Origin of the sequence: Stenotrophomonas sp. PUT21, from assembly GCF_052232875.1 — a bacterium.
Classification (GTDB): domain Bacteria; phylum Pseudomonadota; class Gammaproteobacteria; order Xanthomonadales; family Xanthomonadaceae; genus Stenotrophomonas; species Stenotrophomonas maltophilia_N.
Window position 1 is genome coordinate 84,844 of the sequence record NZ_CP197645.1, and the last position, 19,546, is coordinate 104,389.

The following is a 19,546-nucleotide window of genomic DNA, read 5'->3' on the forward strand; positions in this document are numbered from 1 at the left end:
GCGGTAGTAGCTCAACGCTCGTCAAGATCTGTCTCCCATATCCGCCACCGCAATCATTGCGGCATTAAACGCCCCTGGGTCGTTGTGGAGCAGCCTGACCAGCGAGGCGACTCCGCCTTCGTCAGGAAACGCCTGGTGAAGCCAGTGCCGCAGGACTCCGCCGACGGACCCTTCCTCGAACACATCAAAATCAAGCTCATCAGTGTTATGCAGAAGAACGGTGGAGCACATCTGGGCAGCTACGCCACCCAGAACCGCCTGGACGGTGAGGCGCTCGCCCTGCATGAATCGCTCAAGGAAGAGTTCCTCATCGGAGTTCACGTACAGCACCACCTTTGAAGAGAAGTCACCGAAGAGATCTTCCGGGCGCCAGTCCACATACCAAGGTGCGAACTGATGGGGCTTGTCTGCGAACGCCGCTTGAAAGCTGATGGACGAAACAGGGAATCTCGCATTGCCACCGTCCTCGATGATGACATCCAACTCCTCGCGCCACAGCCGGGAGCCCTTTGCAACTGGAGAGAGCTCCGACGCCGAGGCAGAGGATTCCAGCAGAATGATATCCAGACGGGCTATCAACTGTGCAGAGAGGGACTGTCCTGGAACGACAACCTCGAACAAGGCCGACGTCGAATCCTTCCAGAGCCGATGGCTGGCTACATTCCGAACCAAGCGGGGAAGATGACCTTGACCAGTACCGATGCTCAACTGTGCGAGCGCCAGCCAGTCCCCATCTCCGAAGCCAATGGCCGATGATGCAGCCTCCCAGTCGACAGTGACACTGCCGCTCAAGGTCAGGTCTCTAGCGTAGTCCCAGTCCTCCAGAATCTCCGTTGCCGCGAACAGCGGCAAGCCCACATCCCCAATATGCCATCCGGTAAATTCGATGGCTTCATCAGGTATGCGAAGGAAAGGGTAAGCGATTCGGCTCATGACTGAACTCCTTCCAGGATGCGGGCCCCAGCCGTAATAGCGGCACCTTCGACAAGTCTGATCGATGCGGTGATCTGACCCTCCGAAAGGCCCACTGCAAGCGTACTGTCAGCGGTCATCAACCCATGGGAGGGTAACGCGACGCATTGAACCGTGGGAATCAAGTGGTCTGGCACGCCGACCGCATCAATTCCCCCGCCGTCAACGACCAGCTTGGGTTCAATCAACACTGAGATGGGGCCCTTGCTTCCATCGTTAAAAAGATCGGCATGGAAGTTGGCAACGCGGCTGCCATCCGCTGCGATCGAAAGGCCAATCATTTCGAGTGCTGTGACGCGAACGCCCTTCTTCACTGAAGCGGCGATGCGCCCAGGCGCGGTTGGTTTCCCTGCGCCACGCGAGCTGACGGGACCAAGGAACTTTCCCATCTGTCCAGATGTCGCGGCAAGGCTTGGTCCACCTGCATCGGCAGAGCGTTCAAGTGATCTGACAGGGACAAAGTTATCCGCGTGAACACGCAAATCCCGCATTCCCACGCGCACCATTGTCTGTTGCCTTCCTTTCGGAAGGTTATTTGGAACCCAGTCGTCGTGAGTAGGAGGCTCAGCTTGAGCAAATGCCTCTTCCACCTCGGAGTCTTTGGAGCAGACAAAGACACCCGCCCATTCCAGAGTTGGATCCGGATAGGCACTCCCTCGGATGTACTTGACCACAAGCTCCACCGGCCGCATCACCGCGATGTGGGATGAGTTCACCAGCACATCGGAGCCGCCCGGTGCACAAAGCGGATGGCGAGGCGCGGATATACCGGGCGCGAATGCAAGGCGACCAAGGTCCTTGGCCGGCCGCTGCGACTTGATCTTGTGAAGATTGGCGCTTCCAGTACGCACATCCGCCAATGCCCTGCAGAACAGATCAAGTGGAGGGAATGCTTCAGGGCTAGGCATCTCGATCGTTTCGCCGTCGATCTCGATCGTCACATGCAGGCGCCGATCCGCATTCGTCGTCTGTGCCATTCTTGGCCAAAAATTCAGCAGTACACAGGTAACGAGCTCCGGCCCGAGCTTCTCAAGCGAAGAGAAGTCCAACTCTGGATCAAGGATGACAATCGATGTGCCGCTGTCTGTCTCGGCCCGCGGGAAGATGCCAAGCGACTTGCTGAGCGCGATGGCGTTCTCATCTGTAGCAGGAGCAATGCTGTCACCTTCACCAGACATTCCCCACCAATGACGTCCCGTGAATCGCCTGGGCCCTGGAGTCGACGAATCAACGTCGAATGCATCACCCAGATGACACGCCATGAAGCGCCTTACCGGCCGGCCAAGCTCAAACGTCTGGCTATCGACAAGGACCAGAGAACAGGTACTCATTCCATACAGCGAGCTTTTGCCGTATCCGTATGTACCTCCACCCTGATGGCTATCACGCGCTGCACCAACATTCTTGAGAAAGTTGACGAAGTTCGCTCGCTCATCGGGCGCAGGAGGGACATCGGCTTCGGTTGGTCCGGACAGGCCTACAGTGCCAAAATCCGCTATCTCCAAAACCCAAAGCTCCTCCTTCTCAGTGGAGTTCTGTAGCGCCTCGCGAGACGCAAGCCCTTGTGGGAGAGTCGCGAGTACCACCCCGGTCAGAGCAGCTCGCTCTTCAATGCCAAGTCTTCGTAGCCTGATCCTCGCTTCCGGTGCAAAGCCGGGCAGGGTTGCGTCAATGACGTTCTGGAGACTCTCACGAACCAGGGTTTGTAGAAGATCGAGGTTTGGACGACCGAGCAGACGCTTGAAACCCTCGCCCGCAAGGTTTCCATTCTTCGAAAAAGGCTCGCTATACAGATTCAGATTCATTCAAACACCGCCCTCAAGACGTCATCGTGGTGAGCGGGCGGCAGCATCTGCTCTGCTGCCGCCGACAGATCAACGGTGTACTCGATCTCGCTGATGCCAGACGGGATCGGGCCATCTGCGGTGGACGGAAGCATGAGGCGTGGAAAGCGGTCGTTCACCGAGTAAAGGCTCATACCCTCAAAGGAGAACTTGGCCGCGTTCCATTCTGGCGCCAACGGATTATTGCAGCCAAGCGAGGCCAGGCGAGTGAGAAGCATAGTTGAGGGAACACCAACCGCTACGAGTTCGTTGTATAGCGCTGCTACGTGAATGTTGCCTGCCTGAGAGCTCTCCAGCACGACATGAGCCAGCCAAAGTGGGGCATCTGACGGAGGACAGAGTTGCTCAATGCCATGAATGCGAACGGTCGTTCGCTGCTTGTAGCCTGTTGATTTGACTTCGAGGGCGCCATGCCTTCCGCGGAAATCATGGCGCTGCCCCGTAGGTCCAGTCCACGACTCAACAGCGGTCGAGCTTCTCTTTGCACCTTCGAGTAGCATCATCAGCTCGCCAAGGAGGCCGACTAAACTATTCCTGCTTACGCTCTGGTCCCGGCTTTCCGCCAGCAGCGCGCGGTAGTCCTCGATAGTGCTCGTCACTGCAGCGACAGGCGAAGTGCCGGCAGCGATACGTGACACCATCTCTGTACAGAGCTCTCCGAAGAGCTGATGTAACCGAGGTTCAAGCAGACTGATATCCAGATACACGGAGGCGGCGCCATCCAGAGAGAGGCGAGATATGCGAACCTCAACGCTAGGCCCGCTAAGTGTTTTCGCCTGCAAGTTGGCTATAGAAGATGCGATGGGTACCAGCAGCCGGGGAGCAGCCGTCTCTGTAAGGGCAAAGCGGACAGGGCCGAAACCCGTGTCCGCGTCGCCGGCGACCGTTGAGACCTCGGCTCGCGAATCTCCCCGACTAAGTTCGCGAAGACCCAGCCAGTGCTCGTGAGGGGACTTAGGCATCTGCTTCTTCGAACTCAGCGGTCGGATCATCCGCCAGTTGGTCCGGAGTGGGAACGTTAAGGTCTACGCTAAAGAAGCTGCTGGACTTATCCCGTTGACCCGGAAAAACGAAGCCCAGGCCCACTAGCGTCCCTGCCGCATCGAGCGGTACACGTTGATCGGGAGGGGTTGCCGGAGCCGATTCTCGATCAATCGGATAGATGAGCAACAACGGGACCTTGGGGCGACGATCCTTCAGGTCCTCCCAACTCACCTGCTTCGGCGCTTCGTCTGCGACCACATCGGACAACAAGTCGTGTTTGGACATCAATGCTTTGATGTCGGCGTAGTCTGATGGCTCAGCCAGGCGAGAACGAACGAACGGAACCATCTCGCCGAGCGAGCCCATGGTGACGGGGCTCGCATTGCCGCCTGAGCTCATGATCGCCACATTCCACTCCTTCAGCCTCGACGCAGATGCATCCAAGTATGCAAGCAGTAGTTCCTTGTTCAGGCTCAGCTGCTTGTCGCACATGCTGTAACGAATCAGGAAGCTACGTATCGCGGATAGGGGAACCCCGCCAAACGTGCGAGGCTTTATCCTCTCGTATCCGCTATCGACAAGATGTTCCACCAGGGACAAGGCAGCCTCCCAGTTCTTTCGGACGATCTCCTTGTCCTTATGATTAAATCTTGTGGTCTGTTCATGCTTCCCATCAAAGCTGATGCTGGCCCTTACGGCATGCGTCATTTTGGCTGCTGATGTAATGGCCAGTCCAGGAATCGAACGGACCTTGACCGCGAAATCGAGTGGACTTACTTCGGCAGTCTTGTAGACCGATATCTCCTTTCGGATCTCTTCCTCGACTTGGGCAAGTGCGCGAAAGTTCGAGATGAGATCAGTCGTCGTCCACAGCCTCGGCAGGTCCTCGTAGCCCTTTCGGAAGCCGAACCAGCGACCCATCTGCAGAAGTGTGTCGTACTGGCGAGAAGTTCTCAGGAAGAAGGATACGCACAGGCCCTCCAAAGTGAGGCCACGAGCCAGAACCGAGCCGCCAACAACAATGTAGGTTCTTGCGCCCTTGGTGAAGTCAAGGCGCTCCAGGCTCTCGCCGTTCTCAACAACAAGCTCAAGCGCATCCAGAACGAGGCCGAGCGGCTCCTTCAATGAAGATTGGAGGTAGTCCGCAGGCACTTCTGCAGAGAGTGGACTTCTGACAATCTCTTGGGCAAACACGTCCTTCAGAAGCTTTCCTGCGCTACCGCTGATGGCCCTGAGGGCATCGGTGTTTGCCGAGATCCACGCTCGAATCGCTTCCGCCATGTTCTCATGCTGAACGACGTATGCCGAGGTATGAACCAGCATGGTCATGTGATCATCTTGCTGGCCGCGCGTTCGACGAATGGCGCATGAGATCAGGAACCATGCAATTGCCCTCTGCAGCTGAGGTGTTACAACAGGCGTGAAGGATTTGTGGCCGCCCTTGCCCTTTGGCGTCAGTTGCTCCAGCTCTTCAGGTGGGATTGAGCGGAACATATCCCGTCCGTAATCAATCTCTTCATCATCCGCAGAAGCATCCGAGGTCCCGAATACTTCTAGCGTGCCGAAATAACCCTTGGGGCGGGGCAGGGCAGTGATGAAATCCTCGGGATACAGATCATCCAGCTTGTCAGCGCGCTCCGGGAATGGCTTGATGAAGACATTTGCAAATGGGGTTGCGGTGTATCCTACGTAGGATACGCAGGGAAGTGCTTCGATCAGTCGCCGAATTGCCTCGTTGATACGCGTGATTTCTTCATCGTTGCCAGTAGCATTCACGGACGCCTGATCGCACTCATCGTCAATGATGAGTGCCTTGAGCTTCCGCATTATTGGTGGAGGAGTTCTCGTGACGGTATCAAGCAGCTTGTCCAGCCGTGTAGATTCCTTCTTCATCACCACCAGCTGCGCACCGCCCTTATGGGGCATGACAAACTGATCATTTGCAGGCTTGATGAAGTCGCCAGCATCCTCAGTTGTTGTGTACATCTGCCAAAGCGTCCTGTGCCTTTCGACAACATCGCTCTCAATGCGTCGCTGCGTTTGCGAGCGCAGTTTATTCGTTACCCCGCCGAGGAGAATTATCAAGTTGTAGCCAGCGTCGACGGCCTTGGCAATCACGGCAGTCATATTGGCCGTCTTCCCGGACTGGACATAGCCCACGACCAGACCCCGGCAGCGGAATGAGTCGTCAGCGGGATTGGCGAGTAGCGATACGATCTCCGACGATGACTCGTCGAGTGACTCGGACGCGTCCTTCCAGTTCTTAACCTCCCGAAGGTAGCCCAGGAGAGCTGGCCAGTGTCGATCGTGTTCTGACGGACCCGTATACCAAGCCGGCCGGGGCTTGATCAGTGAGTTCTTTCGTAGAACTTCAACTTTCTGGAATGAAGCGCGAACACCTTCTACCGCAGCCTGGAAGTTTGCCTCGACATCCGCTGGAAAGTTCCCCATGACAACTTCGAGAGTTTGGCGAAGGGCCTGTACGGCGTTATCCAAAGTATCGTAGCTCGGGAGCTTTGCCCGAATCATGTCTGAAAAAGCGTCAACCTGTGTCTTCAAGGCGGCATCCTGCGCTGTCGGGGGCAACAGAATGCTGGGCTGGATGCGCCCCCTGCGGCATCCATGCCCTTCAGAAGAGACCGCAGCCCTCTATTGGACTGTGACTCGTTACTCGGATTGTCATCGACTGTGGCTATCTACGCAACCAAAGCTGGAGGAGTGCGCCAGTTTTATGGAACGTCCTTGATAGATGAAAGCAATGTGACCTGGAGAGACACGCGCCACTGAGTTCTCCGGCGATATCGCTATCCGGGGTCCTCCCCAGCTGGCCAGACTCGGAGCGTGGCTATGCAGGTGGCGAGCTACTTGCACTGGACCGGAGGGTGTCCACAAAGAGATGTACTTGGTGCTGAAAGTACTTTCGCAGTTGCTCAGCGGGTACGCTCCGCGCCGCAGCTTCTTGCTGAGTTCCGGGGAGTGCCAGATGGTTACAGGTTGCGTCTATTTGGTCAGGAGTGAGGACGCGGTCATCGGCAGTATTTCGATTAGGTGAGGAAAGCGCGCTGGGACAGCGGTTTGTCCTGTCACACCAAGTCGGCCAGCGCGGTAGAAGCGCCTCAAGCTTGCGTAGTTCGGGCCGATAGTCATGTGCACGGCTCACTAGGGCGTGATCTAAGAATAAGAATGGTGTGGCATTGATGGCTTTATCGTTCGTTGGCCTGGCTGGCTGTGCAACACAGATCAGCCGAGAGTCCAAAGCGGTAGACTTGGCACTCAAGGCGTGGTGTCGGGTTGACTACCCAAAGTGGTTGCGTCTTCAAGGCTGCGTATGAAATGGACGAGAAAAAGTAGGGTGCTGATCTCGGGCTGACCTTGAGCAACAGCATCGATACGCAGGCGGGCATGTTGCTCAAGCAGATATCTACGGGCGACGCCAGTGAAAGCACTCCTGCTGTGTTGGCCGATGCAGGGCGCGTGAGAGAGTGCTGATCCAACAGTCATACGTGCTCCGGTCCACTCCCCGAATGGAGCCGATCGAGCGGTGCAGGTAGATACTTCAGGAGCGTGTTTCGCCGAGCGGTTCATTGAAAAGCACTCTGGTTCGCCACTGGAATCCAATCTTGGATGACAGGCAGTACGAGGTGGATGCTCCCATCATGTCAGCCTTCCTCGATACGGGCGGTAGTTCAAGCTCTCTTGTCAGGGTGAAGTGCGACATTTCCGGCGGCGTACGCCAAGAAGTTGCAGTGCTTGAGGTGCTGGGAGACTGGCCGCGGAGATCTCTTCTCGCGCATGTAAAGGCTACTTCTCCAAGCGGCCAACTGCTTTGTGCTCGCCGGGCCTGCTACCATTCCCCACAAACCCAGCCAGCCCACCCAGCGCAGACAGATGCGGGGCCGGCCGTCACATGTACGGCCCAGCGAGCCAGGACACCCTCCCGTGCCCCTTCAAGGAAGCTCGCATGTTTCGCAATTCCGTAATCCGCTCGGCCGCTCTGGCCTTCGCCATCTCCCTGAGCCTTGGCGCGCCGTCCGCGTTCGCCGCGGAGCAGGCCGCCGCCTCGGCCACCGCCACTGACGTCCAGCGCAAAGCCGTCGCCCAGGGCCTCTATGAGCTGGCCTTCAGCCCCAAGCAGAACGCCGTGTTCGTCGCCTCCTCGGGTGGCTTCGGTGATGCGGCCGGTCCGTCCCAGGTGCTGCGCCTGAACCCGGAAACTCTGGCGGTCGAGACCGCCATCCCGCTGGAGCGCAAGGCCTTCGGCGTGGTGCTGGACGACGCCAACAACCGCCTCTACGTCGGTAACACTGTCGACACCTCGGTCACCGTGGTCGACACCGCTACCAACAAGGCCGTCGGCATCGTGCAGCTGATGGAAAAGAAGGTCGGCAAGGACGGCAAGGCCGCCTACACCCACGATCTGCGCGAGCTGGTCGTTGATGGCGCCAACAACCGGCTGTACGTCACCGGTCACTCGGGTGAGGGCAGCGTGCTGTTCGTAGTGGACACGCAGTCGCTGAAGGTCATCAACACCATTCCGGGTCTGGGCAATGCCAAGGCACCGGGTCTGGCGCTGGATGCGAAGGCCAAGCGCGTCTACACCTCCAACCTGCTGGCCGAGGTCGTCACCGTCGGCACCGACAGCGGCAAGGTCGAGCAGCGCTTCAAGGTCAGTGCGGAGCAGCCGATGAACATCGCGCTGGACCCGGCGGGCAAGCGCCTGTTCGTGACCGACCAGGGCTCGGAGATGATCCGCAAGTACCAGGCCAGCAGCTCGGGCTTCGAATCGAAGCATCCGGGCCAGCGCGTGCTGGTGCTGGACCGTACCACCGGCAAGGAACTGGCCAGCATCCCGACCGATGCCGGCCCGCTGGGCATCCTGCTGGATGCACCTCGCAAGCGCCTGTACGTGACCAACCGCGATGGCGGGACCGTCACCGCATACAACAGCGACACCTACAAGCAGGTGGCGACGTACGCGGTGCCGACGCATCCGAACAGCCTGGCGCTGGATGCGAAGAAGAACGTGCTGTACGTGACCGTCAAGAACGGTGACAGCGAGCCGAAGGGCAGTGAAGAGTCTGTTGCTCGGATTGCGCTGTAACGCACTGCAGCTGGAACAGGGACCGGCCGCCTGGGGCGGCCGGTTTCGTATTCATTGCCCTGGATGGACTGTTCCCGCGTAGGCCATGATGCGAGACTGGCGCAACGCCCGCGGTATTCGTACGCATGAACAGATCAAGGATGGCAGTTAGACGTATCTCGACGCACTGGATGGACGTGGTCAGGCACGCTGTACAGTCCGCGCCGGTGGAAGGCATACAGCTCCCTTCATTGGAAAATCTGGAATCCCTCAACGTAGTCAGCCGTTGTGGCTGCGGCTGCGCATCCGTGGACTTCAGGCTCCTAGGAGCGGGAGAGATCGCCGAGGTGGTTGCCGACGCAATCGGCGAGACATCCAGCGGGGAAGAGGTGGGCGTGCTTGTCTTTGGTCTCAACGGCCGGATTACCGGCCTGGAGATCGTGGGGTACTCGGATTCTCCGGCGGACCTGCCCATTGCGTCGACGGTGCGTCGTCAGATGGGATTTGACGACCAACGTCAATGAATCGTGGCATGAGCACTTTCTGAGACGCCTCGCTGTGCGACGCCCTGTCTACGGAACCGTGCGCCCACGCAACAACACATAGCTGGCGCAGCTCGCACAACGCTCGGTCAACGGGGTCTGCCGCAGTGCAGCGCTGAATGCCGCGCGGGATGCAGGGTGCCCACCCAGGCCATGCAGCAGCAGGGTGACAGCCAGCCCGCAGCAAGCGCCCTCGGCAGGGCCGGGCAGCCCGGCAGGCGTGCCGGTAGCAGCCTCCGACGTGATCTCATCACAATCCATGTACCGGCTCCCACTTTCGACGATGCCCCATCGCAACTATCGTCCTGAGGTGTCGCAGATCCTGAGATCGTGGCCCGATTCCTCCCTGTCACCGCTGAATGCCCCGGCCGGTATCAGTCAGCCCCGTGCACGCCACGTCAGCGCCCTGCCGCTTTCTTTCACGGCTCACCCAACCCCCTCTCCCTAGGATCGAACTTCCTTCCCCATCGCTTCAAGGAGTTCCCATGGCTGCTTCCCGCGTTCGCCTGCACGTTGAAGATTCCGGTGGTACCGGCCGCCCGGTGGTATTGATCCATGGCTGGCCGCTGTCGGCCGAATCGTGGAAGGCCCAGGTCCCCGCGCTGCGCGAGGCGGGCTACCGCGTGGTGGCCTACGACCGCCGCGGCTTCGGGCGCTCGGACAAGCCGGCCGATGGCTACGAGTACGACACACTCGCCAACGATTTGGCCGGTGTTCTCGAGGATCTCGATCTGAAGGACGCCACCCTGGTCGGCTTCTCGATGGGCGGTGGTGAAGTGGCGCGCTATGTCGCCAAGCACGGCGAGTCACGGCTGCACAGCGTGGTGTTCGCCTCGGCGGTACCGCCGTACATGCTCAAGACCAGCGACAACCCCGAGGGCCCGCTGACGCAGGAAAAGGCCGATGAAATGCGCCAAGGCCTGGAGAAGGACCGCGACACGTTCTTCGATGGATTCACCAAGGATTTCTTCAGCGCCAACGGCGAGCTGAAGGTCAGCGAGGAGGAGCGTCAGGCGGCCATCAAGCTCTGCCAGCAGTCCGATCAGACCGCGGCGCTGGGCTGCATGAAAGCCTTCGGCACGACCGATTTCCGCGGCGACCTCAAGAAGGTCACGGTCCCGACCCTGGTGCTGCACGGTGACAGCGACGGCACGGTGCCGTTCGAGGGCTCGGGCAAGCGCACCCATGCGGCCATCGCCGGTAGTGAAGTGGTGGTGTTGAAGGACGCGCCGCACGGCTGCAATGCCAGCCATGCCGATGCGTTCAACAAGGCGCTGCTGGACTTCCTGAAGAAGTAAGTCGCAGGTCGTCCTTCGCATTACGCGCCCGGCACGTTGAGATCACGTGTCGGGCGTTGTTGTACGCTGTACCCGCGTAGCAAAACTGTAGCGCCAGACCACACGAGACCACCCATGCGCCAGTCCCAGACGCCGCCCTGGAAGAAGCCCAGTCCCAACGGGAAGAAGAAGACGCAGCCGCTCTCCGAGGCGCAGAAGGATGCGGCACGTCAGCGCGCCGAGGAAAACGGGCGGCGCTATCCCAATCTGGTCGACAACATGTGGGCGGCCAAACTGCCTCGCGGCAGTTGACCAGCCATTTGCTCAGCGTTTGATCGCGAGCACCCCATCCATCGCCAGCTCGGCCTTGAAGCCTGCCTTTTCCAGACGCTTGGCGACCTCGCGCGGCACATCGCGGCCGCTGGTCAGTTTGTTCGGCGCACCGGTGTAATGGAACATCCGGCCGCCCTTGCGGATGACGCGCGCGAGCTGGTCATAGAACACCTGTGAATACAGTTCGCCGGCGATGCCGAAGCGCGGCGGGTCGTGCAGGATCGCGTCGACCGAGGCGGTCTCCAGCCCTTCGATCTCCTGCGACACGTCACCCTGGCTCAGCGCCAGGCGGCCGCCGCTGCTCTCCGCGTCCGGATCTGGCGACCACGGGTTGAGGGTGCGCAGCCACAGCACGTCCGGGTTCTTCTCGAACGAGCGGATGCGGGTGACGCCACCTTCCAGGCAGCACGCGGCGAAATAGCCCAGGCCGCCGCAGGTATCCAACACCGTTTTGCCAGCCGGCGCGATCAGCGCGACCTTGCGGCGGGCATCCTCGAACGGGGAGACCTGCGCGCTCGGCAGCATCTTGATGCCGTCGATCTCGAAGGTCGGTGCGTCCCAGTCGGTCGGCACCAGCTTGATCAGCGCCGAGCCGAAGCGCGAGATCGCCAGGAATTCCTCGCCGTCCCAGTAGTACAGGGTGCGGTCCTTGGTCTTGCCGGGATAGGCGTAGGTTTGGCCCTTCCACTGCCAGTGGTCGGCCGCCAGCGTGGCGGTGCCGGTGGAGCGGCCGAGGTCGAGCGAGCCGGTCCATTCGCCGGTGCCGGCATCGCGGGCGCGGGTCAGGCTCTCGGCGAGCGGGCGGGTCAGCAGGGGGCCGGTGTAATGGGGCACGGGATCCAGGGCCGCGGCGCAGGCGCCAGGCGGTATGTCGGTCAGGGGTGGGCATCGTACCTGAGAAGCCATCGGCCAGCCCTCATGTGGCCCATTCATGACGGAAGACCGACCCGTGTATGCGCCGGTCTCCGAGGCGCGCACAGGGAGTGCGCTGATCGTCCTGCGGCCGGCCGCTTTGGATACTGTGGTCATGTCCTATGACCACATCCTCTGGCCGAGCGGCACCGCGTACTTCTTCAGCGCCCACCTGCGCGATCGCAGCAGCAGCCTGCTGGTGGAGCAGGCGCAGGTCCTGCGGCTGGCGTTCCGGGTGGCCCAGCAGGCGCGGCCGTTCCGGATCAACGCGATCGTGGTGCTGCCGGATCATCTGCATGGCGTCTGGACACTGCCGGAGGGCGACGAGGAGGGGCATCGGCGCTGGGCGCAGGTCCAGGCGATCTTCGACCGGCAGTTGCCGATGGTTGATCCGCGGCTGCAGCTGCGGCGTGATCGCAGCCTGCGGCCGCTCTGGCACAACGGCTTTCGTGAACACCGGATCGTCGACGCCGAGGATCTGCAGCGACACGTGGCCTACGTGCACCACAACCCGGTCAAGCACGGGCACGTGAGGGATGCGACGCAATGGCCGTACAGCTCGATCCATCGCGGCCGCCGCGAGCCGGAGGCGCCATGTTGAAGTATGGGGATGGGATTCCCGCCTGTGTACGACTGCGGGTGGGGCGATGTCGGGGATGGGTGTTGCGGGCCGGGCCACCGGTGCCGGCGGGCGGTCGGTCGCCGCCGGTATCAGTGGCCCGGTGGGCGGGAGCAACAGGCATTGGCCATCAGGGGCACTTCACCGGAAACACCGGGCCGGCACCGATCAGGACCAGCGCCATGTAGTCGCTGTCCTTGGCTTTGCCTTTGAGCGTGGCGCCCGGGTTGAATTTGAAGATGCCGAAGCCGCCACCCGGGCGGACCAGCGCTTTGTTGATCTGGTCGGCATCGTCGCGGAAGAACTGGGCTATCTCGGCGCGGCTGGATTCCTGTAGCGGCGTGGCATCGCGCTGCCATTGCTCATCGCGATTGAAGGACACGTAATACTGGCCGCTCTGCTGCTCGATGCGGAATTCGGCTGGCTTGCGCGCGTGGGTGGCGTAGCAGCCGAGCATCGGGTCGGACGAGAACACGCCGGCGCTGTTGTCCTTGCCGCAGCCGGTCAACAGCAGCGGCGACAGGAAGAGCAGGCTGGTCAGTACGCGCATGGCAGATCCTTGGCGGCGGGTGTTGGAGCATTGTCCAACACGGCGTGAAAAGATGCCGTCTGCGTGCCCCGTGCCCCGTGCCCCGTCGCCGGTAGGCAATGGTGTACGGTGACGCGATTCTCAGGAGACACCTCGTGCCGCCAGATTCTCCGCAAGCGCCGCGCCCACCGTCGGGCGTCCCGATGTCTGCGCAGCGACTCCCGCTGCTCGGCCTCGTCAGCTTCCTCGGCCTCCCCATCGGGGCCTTTGCCGCCCACATCGCCACCGCCGCCAACCACGGGGTCACCGCAGGCGCCAGCACCACCGGTGTCTCGATCGGGGTGCTCGCTTCAGCAGCCGTGGGCCTGATCGCCACGGTCGGCTCGCGCGTCCGTCAGGAGCGCTGGCCGTGGCTGGGCATCGTCGGTGCGGTGCTCAGCGCCGCGCCGCTGGTGCTGTTCCTGGTCGGGATGATGTTCAAGCAGTGAGGTGTTACTGAGGTGCGTTGATCAGGCCGGCAGCGCGGCATCTAACCGGTGTACTTCCACCGTCACGTGCACCAGCTCCTCATGCACGGAGAGGGCTTCGCGGACCTGATCGGCGCCGAGCGGGTCGGCACTGACCAGGCTGGCTACCACCGCATACTTGCCGCGGCCGACCTGCCACACGTGCAGATCGGAAAGCTGCGCCGACCACGGCCCTTGTTCGATCACCTCACGCACCTCCGCCACCACCGGGGCGTCCATCTGTGCATCGAGCAGCACGCGGCCGGTATCGCGCAGTAGGCCGATCGCCCAGACGGTGACCAGCACGGCGCCGACCAGCCCCATCACCGGGTCCAGCCACGCCGCGCCCCAGACCTTGCCGCCGATCAGTGCGGCAATCGCGAGCACCGATGTGGCGGCGTCGGCGATGACGTGCAGGTAGGCAGAGCGCAGGTTCAGGTCCTGGGGACCGTGCGCGGCATGAGCGTGGCCATGGTGCTCTGCGAGACCGCCGTGACCGCCATGGTCATTGCCGTGTCCGTGCTCGTGCGCGTTGGCATGCCCATGCCCATGATGATGCCCATGATGGTGGTGCGCATGATCATGGTTGTCGCGCAGCCACCACGCGCACAGCAGGTTCACCGCCAGCCCGACCACCGCGATCGCGATGGCTTCGTTGTAGTGGATGGCGCTGGGCACGAATAGGCGCTGCCCGGACTGCACGGCCATCAACAGGGCCACGCCAAGCAGGGCGATGGCGCTGGTGTAACCGGCCAGGATTTCGACCTTCCAGGTGCCGAAGGTGAAGCGATGGTCGTGCGCGTGGCGGCGGGCGAATCCGTAGGCGAACACGGACAGGCCCAGCGCCAGCGCATGTGAGCTCATGTGCCAGCCGTCGGCGAGCACGGCCATGGAGTTGAACCACCAGCCGCCGATGATCTCCACGACCATCATCACGGCGGTCAGCCAGAGCGCGCGCTGCGTGCTGCGCTCGGCGAGGGGATTGCCATCGTCGAAGCGATGGGTGTGGCGGCGGGCGTCGGCGGCAGCGCTGAGGATCATGGGGAATCCGGACATTGGAATATACCCCCATAGGGTATATGCTCCGGCCCCATGTCGCACGTTCAACACCACCGCAAGCCGCTGCTGGCCCGGGTCCGCCGCATGGCCGGCCAGGTCGCCGCGCTGGAAGCCTCCCTGCAGTCGGCCGAGGCCGATTGCACCGATGTCCTGATGCAGGCCTCGGCCGTGCGTGGCGCCGCGCACGCGCTGTTGATGGCGCTGTTGGACGAGCATCTGCAGGAGCACGTGGTCGAGCCAGACGATCCGGCCGAGCGCGCGGCCGAGGCGCAGGTGCTGGTCAAGCTGCTGCGCGCCTACGGCAAGTAAGCCGCGCAGCGCGCACGCCGGCTCAGTGCCGGTGCCGCCGCCAGGCATTCCACACATGCGTGCTGGCCAACAGCAGGCTGCCGACCACGGTCATCGGGGTCTCGGCCTCATGGCTCGGCCAGCCCATGGCGCCGGCCAGCAGCAACAGCAGCCCGACCAAGGCGCCGGCCATCGCCAGAACGGGCAGGCGATGCTGACGATGCGCGCGCCACAGCGCGAAGCCGGTGACCGGTGCGGCGATGGCCACGAACAGGGCATGCACCCATTCGGCTTGAGCCCATACGCCCATCAGCGGGAGCATCGCCGCGAGCAGCGGCAGGGCCAGGCAGTGCAGCAGGCATAGGCCGGAGAGCGCAATGGCGCCGGCATCCAACAGGGCAGAGGATCGCTTCATGGGGCGTGGGGGCCTTGGTCAGTTAATGTTATATAGTAACATTTCATTCCGCTTCCAGACCTGCTCCGCCATGACTGCCTCTGCTGCCTTCTTCGATTCGCGTCTGCCAGTAACCGTGCTGTCCGGCTTCCTGGGCGCCGGCAAGACCACCCTGCTAAATCAGCTGCTACGCAACCGAGAGGGCCGCCGGGTGGCGGTGATCGTCAACGACATGAGCGAGATCAACGTCGATGCGCAGCTGGTGCGCGAGGGGGGCGCCGCGCTGAGCCGCACCGAGGAGACGCTGGTGGAGTTCAGCAACGGCTGCATCTGCTGCACGCTGCGCGATGACCTGCTGCAGGAGGTGCGCCGGCTCGCGGCGGAGGGGCGCTATGACTACCTGCTGATCGAATCGACCGGCATCGCCGAGCCGATGCCGGTCGCGGCGACCTTCTCGGTGCGCGATGAGCAGGGCTTCAGCCTCAGCGACATCGCGCGGCTGGATACGCTGGTGACGGTGGTCGATGGCGCACAGTTCCTGCACGATTTCGGCTCCAGCGATCGCTTGATCGACCGCGGCCAGCAGGCCGGTGAGGACGACGATCGTGGCGTGGTCAATCTGCTTGCCGAGCAGATCGAGTTCGCCAATGTGATCGTGGTGAGCAAGTGCGATCTGATCGATGACGACACGCTGCAGTCCACGCTGGCCGTGTTGCGTGCGATGAACCGTGAGGCGCGGCTGGTGCTCTCCGAACACGGCAATGTGCCGCTGCATGAAGTGCTCGATACGGGCCGCTACGACTTCGTCAAAGCGCAGCTGGCGCCGGGCTGGATGCAGGCGCTCCGTGGGCAGCACACGCCGGAGACCGAGGAGTACGGCATCACCAGTTTCGTCTACCGCTCGCGCCGGCCGTTCCATCCGCAGCGCTTCGCGCGCTTGCTGGAGACCGGGCTGGGCAGCGTGATCCGCAGCAAGGGTTTCTTCTGGCTGGCCAACCGCATGGACTGGGTGGGCGAGCTCTCCAGCGTCGGTGCGGCTACGCAGACCTCGGCCGCGGGCTTCTGGTACGCCTCGCGCGAGCGCATGGAGGCGGGGCTGGAGAATACTGCGCCAGCGCTGCCACCCACCTGCGTGCCTTATACGGATATCGGCTGGGCCCGCCAGCAGTCCGCGTGTTGGACGGCGCCGCTGCCCAGCGTGGAACAGGTCGGTGATGCCGGCGAGTACCAGGCCATGCGCACGCTGTGGCATCCCTGGTGGGGCGACCGCCGCCAGGAGCTGGCGGTGATCGGCGTGGCAATGGACGAGCATGCGGTGCGTGCCGAGCTGGATGTCTGCCTGCTCAACGATGAGGAACTGCGTGCCGGGCCGCTGCTGTGGCAGTTGCTGCCGGATGCGTTTCCGGCGTGGGCGCGTGCATGAACAAACGGATGCCGGAACGCAGATCGATCTCCAGCCTCAGGTCCGATGCTTGAGCGGGATACGTCCGCCCTCACGCTTACATCAGCTGCCACCCACTTTCCGTGGCCTTCAGGCGATGCGTCAGCTGCACGGACTCCAACAAGGCGTGATCGTGCGAGACGATCATCAACGTGCCGGTGTACTGGCTGAGCATCTGCTCCAGCGCGGTCAGCGAAGGCAGGTCGAGATGATTGCCGGGTTCATCGAGCAGCAGCAGGTGCGGCGGCGTCTGCGCATACAGCACCGACGCCAGCGCCGCCTTCAACCGTTCGCCGCCGCTGAGCGTGGCCAGCGGCCGCAGGCTGCGCTCGGCATCCAGGCCGAGCAGGGCCAGCTGCGTGCGCAGCGTGCCTTCGCTGGCCAACGGATGCGCGCGTTGCAGCAGTGACAAGGCCGAGGCATCGTCCGGCAGCAGCGTGAGTGACTGATCGAGCAGGGCGACACTGGCCGCCACCTCGACCTGTCCCGACACCGGCGCCAGCGTGCCCGCCAACACCTTCAGCAACGTGGATTTGCCGCTGCCGTTGCGCCCCTGTACGCCGATCCGCTGGCCGCGCTGCACGGTGAGATCCAGTGTCTTCCACGGCGCCCGCACCCACGGCAGTTCGGCACCGATCAGCTCGGCTACGCGCTGCGGTCCGGGCTGATGGATCACCGGCGCGAGCAGGGCGATCTCGATGTCCTGCTCCACCTCGCTGGCGGCCTCGCGCACGCGCGCATCCAGTTCGGTGCGACGCTCGGTCTGCTGCGCCTGCCATCGGCCGGCGCTGTGCTCGCTGCGGTTCTTCATGCCACCCAGCAGGATCGGCGCCTGGTTGGCGGTGCGTGCCTCGCGTGTGGCGCGTGCCTGCCGATGTTCCAGGCGCTCGCGCTGATCGCGCAGCTCATTCTGTTGCTGGCGGCGCTCGCGCTTGCGCAGGGCCAGCTGGGCGTCTGCACTGCGCCGCTCGTCCTGTCTCTGTTCGGCGTAGTGATCGTAATTGCCGCCGTATTGGCGCAGCCCGCTGGGCGTCAGTTCGACGATGCGCGTCATGTGCCGCAGCAGCGTGCGGTCGTGGCTGATCACGATCAGGCCGCCGTGCCAGCGCTTCAGCGCATCGATCAAGCGTGCGCGGTGGTCGGCGTCGAGGTGGTTGCTGGGTTCATCCAGGATCAGCCCCTCGGCACCGGACAGGAACGCACCGGCCAGTGCGACCTGCATCGCCTGGCCACCACTGAGCGTGGCCGCCGGCTGCAGGGGATCCAGTGCGGGCAACCCGAGTAGGTGCCACTGTGCCTGCAGCTGCTCGCGCAGATCCCAGTGGTCACCCACGCAGCTGAAATCGTCGGGATCGACGCTGCCGGCTTCGATGCGGAGCAGGGCATCGAGCACCGCACCGACCCCGGCCAGGTCGGCGATGCGGCCCTCGGGTACGCCGCTGTGCTGGGTGAGCAGGTGCACCGGCCCACTGCGCAGGATGCGGCCGGAGGTGGGCGCGAAATCGCCGCTGAGCAAGCGTGCGAGCACGCTTTTGCCCACGCCGTTGCGCCCGACCAGGCCGGTCGGGGTGCCGTCGAACGCGGCGGACAGTTCGGAAAACAGGACCCGTCCGTCGGGCAGGGTATGCGTCACGCGATCGAGCGTGAGTGCGAATGCGGTCATGCGACCTCCATTGGATGCCAAGGACTCCCCTCCTGAAGAACAGGCGGGTGGGAGACTGGCCGTCAGACGACGGCGGCATCAATGGCGCATGTAGGCCTACCTCGGCAACAAAGGCGGCTGGCTGCCGCGCGGCCAGTATAAAACCACCCGGCGCAAGGCCGATGAACGCGGCCTGCTCAGCAGCTCACGCCGGTCAGCCGCGCGCTGATGAAATCGATGAAGACCCGCAGTTTTGGCAGCACGTGGCGGCCCGAGGGCCACAGCAGGTAGAAGGTGCCGCAGGCATGGATGCGGTCGGCCATCACACGCTGCAGCCGGCCGTCCGCCAGCGCCTCGCGTACCGAGTGCTCGGGGATGTAGGCGATGCCGCGCCCGGCCATGGCGAAGGCCAACCGTGCTTCGATCGTATTGCTGACCATCGAGATCGGCAGGGCCAGCGGCGCAGCGCCGGGCGTCTGCGGCAGCGGCCACGGCTCCAGCTTGCCGCTGCTGGGGAAGCGGTAGTGCAGGCAGTCGTGGTGCAGCAGGTCCTCGGGCGCCCGCGGGGTACCGCGCCGGGCCAGGTAGTCCGGTGAGGCCACCAGATAGCGCGGGAACACGCCGAGCTGCCGGGCGCTGAGACGCGAGTCGGTCGGCTCGCTGACCCGCAGTACCGCGTCGAAGCCTTCTTCGATCACATCCACCAGGCGGTCATCGAAATCCAGCTCCAGGCGGATGCCGGGGTAGGCAGCCATGAACTCGGTCAGCAGCGGCAGCGAGATGTCGCCGACCAGCGGCAGACTCACCCGCAGCACGCCGGTAGGCGCTTCTGTCTGCTGGATCAGCTCATCGCGGGCGGCATCGCGCTCATCGAGGATGCGCCGGCAGCGCACCAGGAAGCGCTCGCCCTCGGCGGTGAGGGTGACGCTGCGGGTACTGCGATGGAACAGCCGCACGCCCAGTGCCTGCTCCAGCCGGGACACGGTCTTGCCGGCCGCCGAGGCGGAGATGCCGAGCATGCGGCCGGTCTCGACGAAGCTGCGGGTGTCGGCCACCTGCACGAAGGTCTGCAGGTTGCCGAGATTGTCCAGGGCTGACATGGGCGGTGGCACGGGGAGGAAAGC

Annotated in this window: 18 protein-coding genes; 8 read left to right on the forward strand and 10 right to left on the reverse strand. The window is 62.8% G+C overall.

Annotation, left to right across the window (positions count from 1 at the left end; genetic code table 11):
- Positions 1-21 precede the first annotated feature (21 nt).
- The 4 genes from ACTT2I_RS00395 to ACTT2I_RS00410 are packed head-to-tail and all read right to left on the reverse strand — an operon-like array spanning position 22 to position 6,359.
- Positions 22-933 carry a hypothetical protein gene (locus ACTT2I_RS00395; RefSeq protein ID WP_443096754.1) on the reverse strand — a complete coding sequence of 304 codons (912 nt, stop codon included), beginning with the start codon at positions 931-933 and terminating at the stop codon, positions 22-24.
- Positions 930-2,777 (reverse strand): hypothetical protein, encoded by a 1,848-nt coding sequence (locus ACTT2I_RS00400; protein WP_443096755.1) that lies wholly within the window; start codon positions 2,775-2,777, stop codon positions 930-932. The genes ACTT2I_RS00395 and ACTT2I_RS00400 overlap by 4 nt, the downstream gene beginning before the upstream one ends.
- Positions 2,774-3,808, reverse strand: coding sequence for a PD-(D/E)XK motif protein (locus tag ACTT2I_RS00405; RefSeq protein WP_443096756.1), 1,035 nt, complete (start codon positions 3,806-3,808; stop codon positions 2,774-2,776). Before ACTT2I_RS00405 ends, ACTT2I_RS00400 begins: the two co-directional genes overlap by 4 nt.
- Positions 3,771-6,359, reverse strand: coding sequence for a Z1 domain-containing protein (locus tag ACTT2I_RS00410; protein WP_443096757.1), 2,589 nt, complete (start codon positions 6,357-6,359; stop codon positions 3,771-3,773). Before ACTT2I_RS00410 ends, ACTT2I_RS00405 begins: the two co-directional genes overlap by 38 nt.
- 1,402 nt (positions 6,360-7,761) lie before the next feature.
- On the opposite strand from ACTT2I_RS00410, the gene ACTT2I_RS00415 reads away from it, so the two are divergent.
- The 4 genes from ACTT2I_RS00415 (at position 7,762) to ACTT2I_RS00430 (ending at position 11,011) form a co-directional block, all read left to right on the forward strand.
- Positions 7,762-8,901, forward strand: a complete 1,140-nt coding sequence (locus ACTT2I_RS00415; protein ID WP_421100293.1) for a YncE family protein — start codon at positions 7,762-7,764, stop codon at positions 8,899-8,901.
- A 170-nt stretch (positions 8,902-9,071) separates the two neighbouring features.
- Complete coding sequence (locus ACTT2I_RS00420; RefSeq protein WP_421100292.1) at positions 9,072-9,404, forward strand: hypothetical protein; 333 nt, start codon at positions 9,072-9,074, stop codon at positions 9,402-9,404.
- 503 nt (positions 9,405-9,907) lie between these two features.
- On the forward strand, positions 9,908-10,720 hold the full coding sequence (locus ACTT2I_RS00425; RefSeq protein WP_421100291.1) for an alpha/beta fold hydrolase: 813 nt from the start codon (positions 9,908-9,910) through the stop codon (positions 10,718-10,720).
- Positions 10,721-10,834: 114 nt separating this feature from the next.
- A complete protein-coding gene (locus ACTT2I_RS00430; protein WP_088434600.1) occupies positions 10,835-11,011 on the forward strand; it encodes a hypothetical protein in 177 nt (58 codons plus the stop codon).
- 12 nt (positions 11,012-11,023) lie between these two features.
- On the opposite strand, the gene ACTT2I_RS00435 is transcribed toward ACTT2I_RS00430, so the two are convergent.
- Positions 11,024-11,866: a class I SAM-dependent methyltransferase gene (locus ACTT2I_RS00435; RefSeq protein ID WP_421100290.1), complete on the reverse strand. Its 843-nt coding sequence runs from the start codon at positions 11,864-11,866 to the stop codon at positions 11,024-11,026.
- Between the two features lie 115 nt (positions 11,867-11,981).
- Between ACTT2I_RS00435 and ACTT2I_RS00440 the strand changes: the two genes are divergently transcribed.
- Positions 11,982-12,545, forward strand: a complete 564-nt coding sequence (locus ACTT2I_RS00440; protein ID WP_253247762.1) for an REP-associated tyrosine transposase — start codon at positions 11,982-11,984, stop codon at positions 12,543-12,545.
- A gap of 148 nt (positions 12,546-12,693) precedes the next feature.
- Here the strand turns inward: ACTT2I_RS00440 and ACTT2I_RS00445 are convergent, their stop codons facing one another.
- Positions 12,694-13,113: a hypothetical protein gene (locus ACTT2I_RS00445; RefSeq protein ID WP_088434601.1), complete on the reverse strand. Its 420-nt coding sequence runs from the start codon at positions 13,111-13,113 to the stop codon at positions 12,694-12,696.
- A gap of 182 nt (positions 13,114-13,295) precedes the next feature.
- Between ACTT2I_RS00445 and ACTT2I_RS00450 the strand changes: the two genes are divergently transcribed.
- The gene (locus ACTT2I_RS00450; protein ID WP_088434602.1) at positions 13,296-13,580 is read left to right on the forward strand and encodes a hypothetical protein; all 285 of its coding nucleotides are present in this window, start codon (positions 13,296-13,298) and stop codon (positions 13,578-13,580) included.
- 21 nt (positions 13,581-13,601) lie between these two features.
- Here ACTT2I_RS00450 and dmeF read toward each other — a convergent pair whose 3' ends face one another.
- On the reverse strand, positions 13,602-14,639 hold the full coding sequence (gene dmeF, locus ACTT2I_RS00455; protein ID WP_088434603.1) for a CDF family Co(II)/Ni(II) efflux transporter DmeF: 1,038 nt from the start codon (positions 14,637-14,639) through the stop codon (positions 13,602-13,604).
- Between the two features lie 51 nt (positions 14,640-14,690).
- On the opposite strand from dmeF, the gene ACTT2I_RS00460 reads away from it, so the two are divergent.
- Positions 14,691-14,966, forward strand: coding sequence for a metal-sensing transcriptional repressor (locus ACTT2I_RS00460; RefSeq protein WP_421100289.1), 276 nt, complete (start codon positions 14,691-14,693; stop codon positions 14,964-14,966).
- A 22-nt stretch (positions 14,967-14,988) separates the two neighbouring features.
- Here the strand turns inward: ACTT2I_RS00460 and ACTT2I_RS00465 are convergent, their stop codons facing one another.
- The gene (locus ACTT2I_RS00465; protein ID WP_088434605.1) at positions 14,989-15,360 is read right to left on the reverse strand and encodes a MerC domain-containing protein; all 372 of its coding nucleotides are present in this window, start codon (positions 15,358-15,360) and stop codon (positions 14,989-14,991) included.
- A 70-nt stretch (positions 15,361-15,430) separates the two neighbouring features.
- On the opposite strand from ACTT2I_RS00465, the gene ACTT2I_RS00470 reads away from it, so the two are divergent.
- Positions 15,431-16,762: a GTP-binding protein gene (locus ACTT2I_RS00470; protein WP_421100288.1), complete on the forward strand. Its 1,332-nt coding sequence runs from the start codon at positions 15,431-15,433 to the stop codon at positions 16,760-16,762.
- Between the two features lie 76 nt (positions 16,763-16,838).
- On the opposite strand, the gene ACTT2I_RS00475 is transcribed toward ACTT2I_RS00470, so the two are convergent.
- Positions 16,839-18,443, reverse strand: a complete 1,605-nt coding sequence (locus ACTT2I_RS00475) for an ABC-F family ATP-binding cassette domain-containing protein (RefSeq protein WP_421100287.1) — start codon at positions 18,441-18,443, stop codon at positions 16,839-16,841.
- Between the two features lie 176 nt (positions 18,444-18,619).
- Positions 18,620-19,522 (reverse strand): LysR family transcriptional regulator, encoded by a 903-nt coding sequence (locus ACTT2I_RS00480; protein WP_421100286.1) that lies wholly within the window; start codon positions 19,520-19,522, stop codon positions 18,620-18,622.
- Positions 19,523-19,546: the final 24 nt, after the last annotated feature.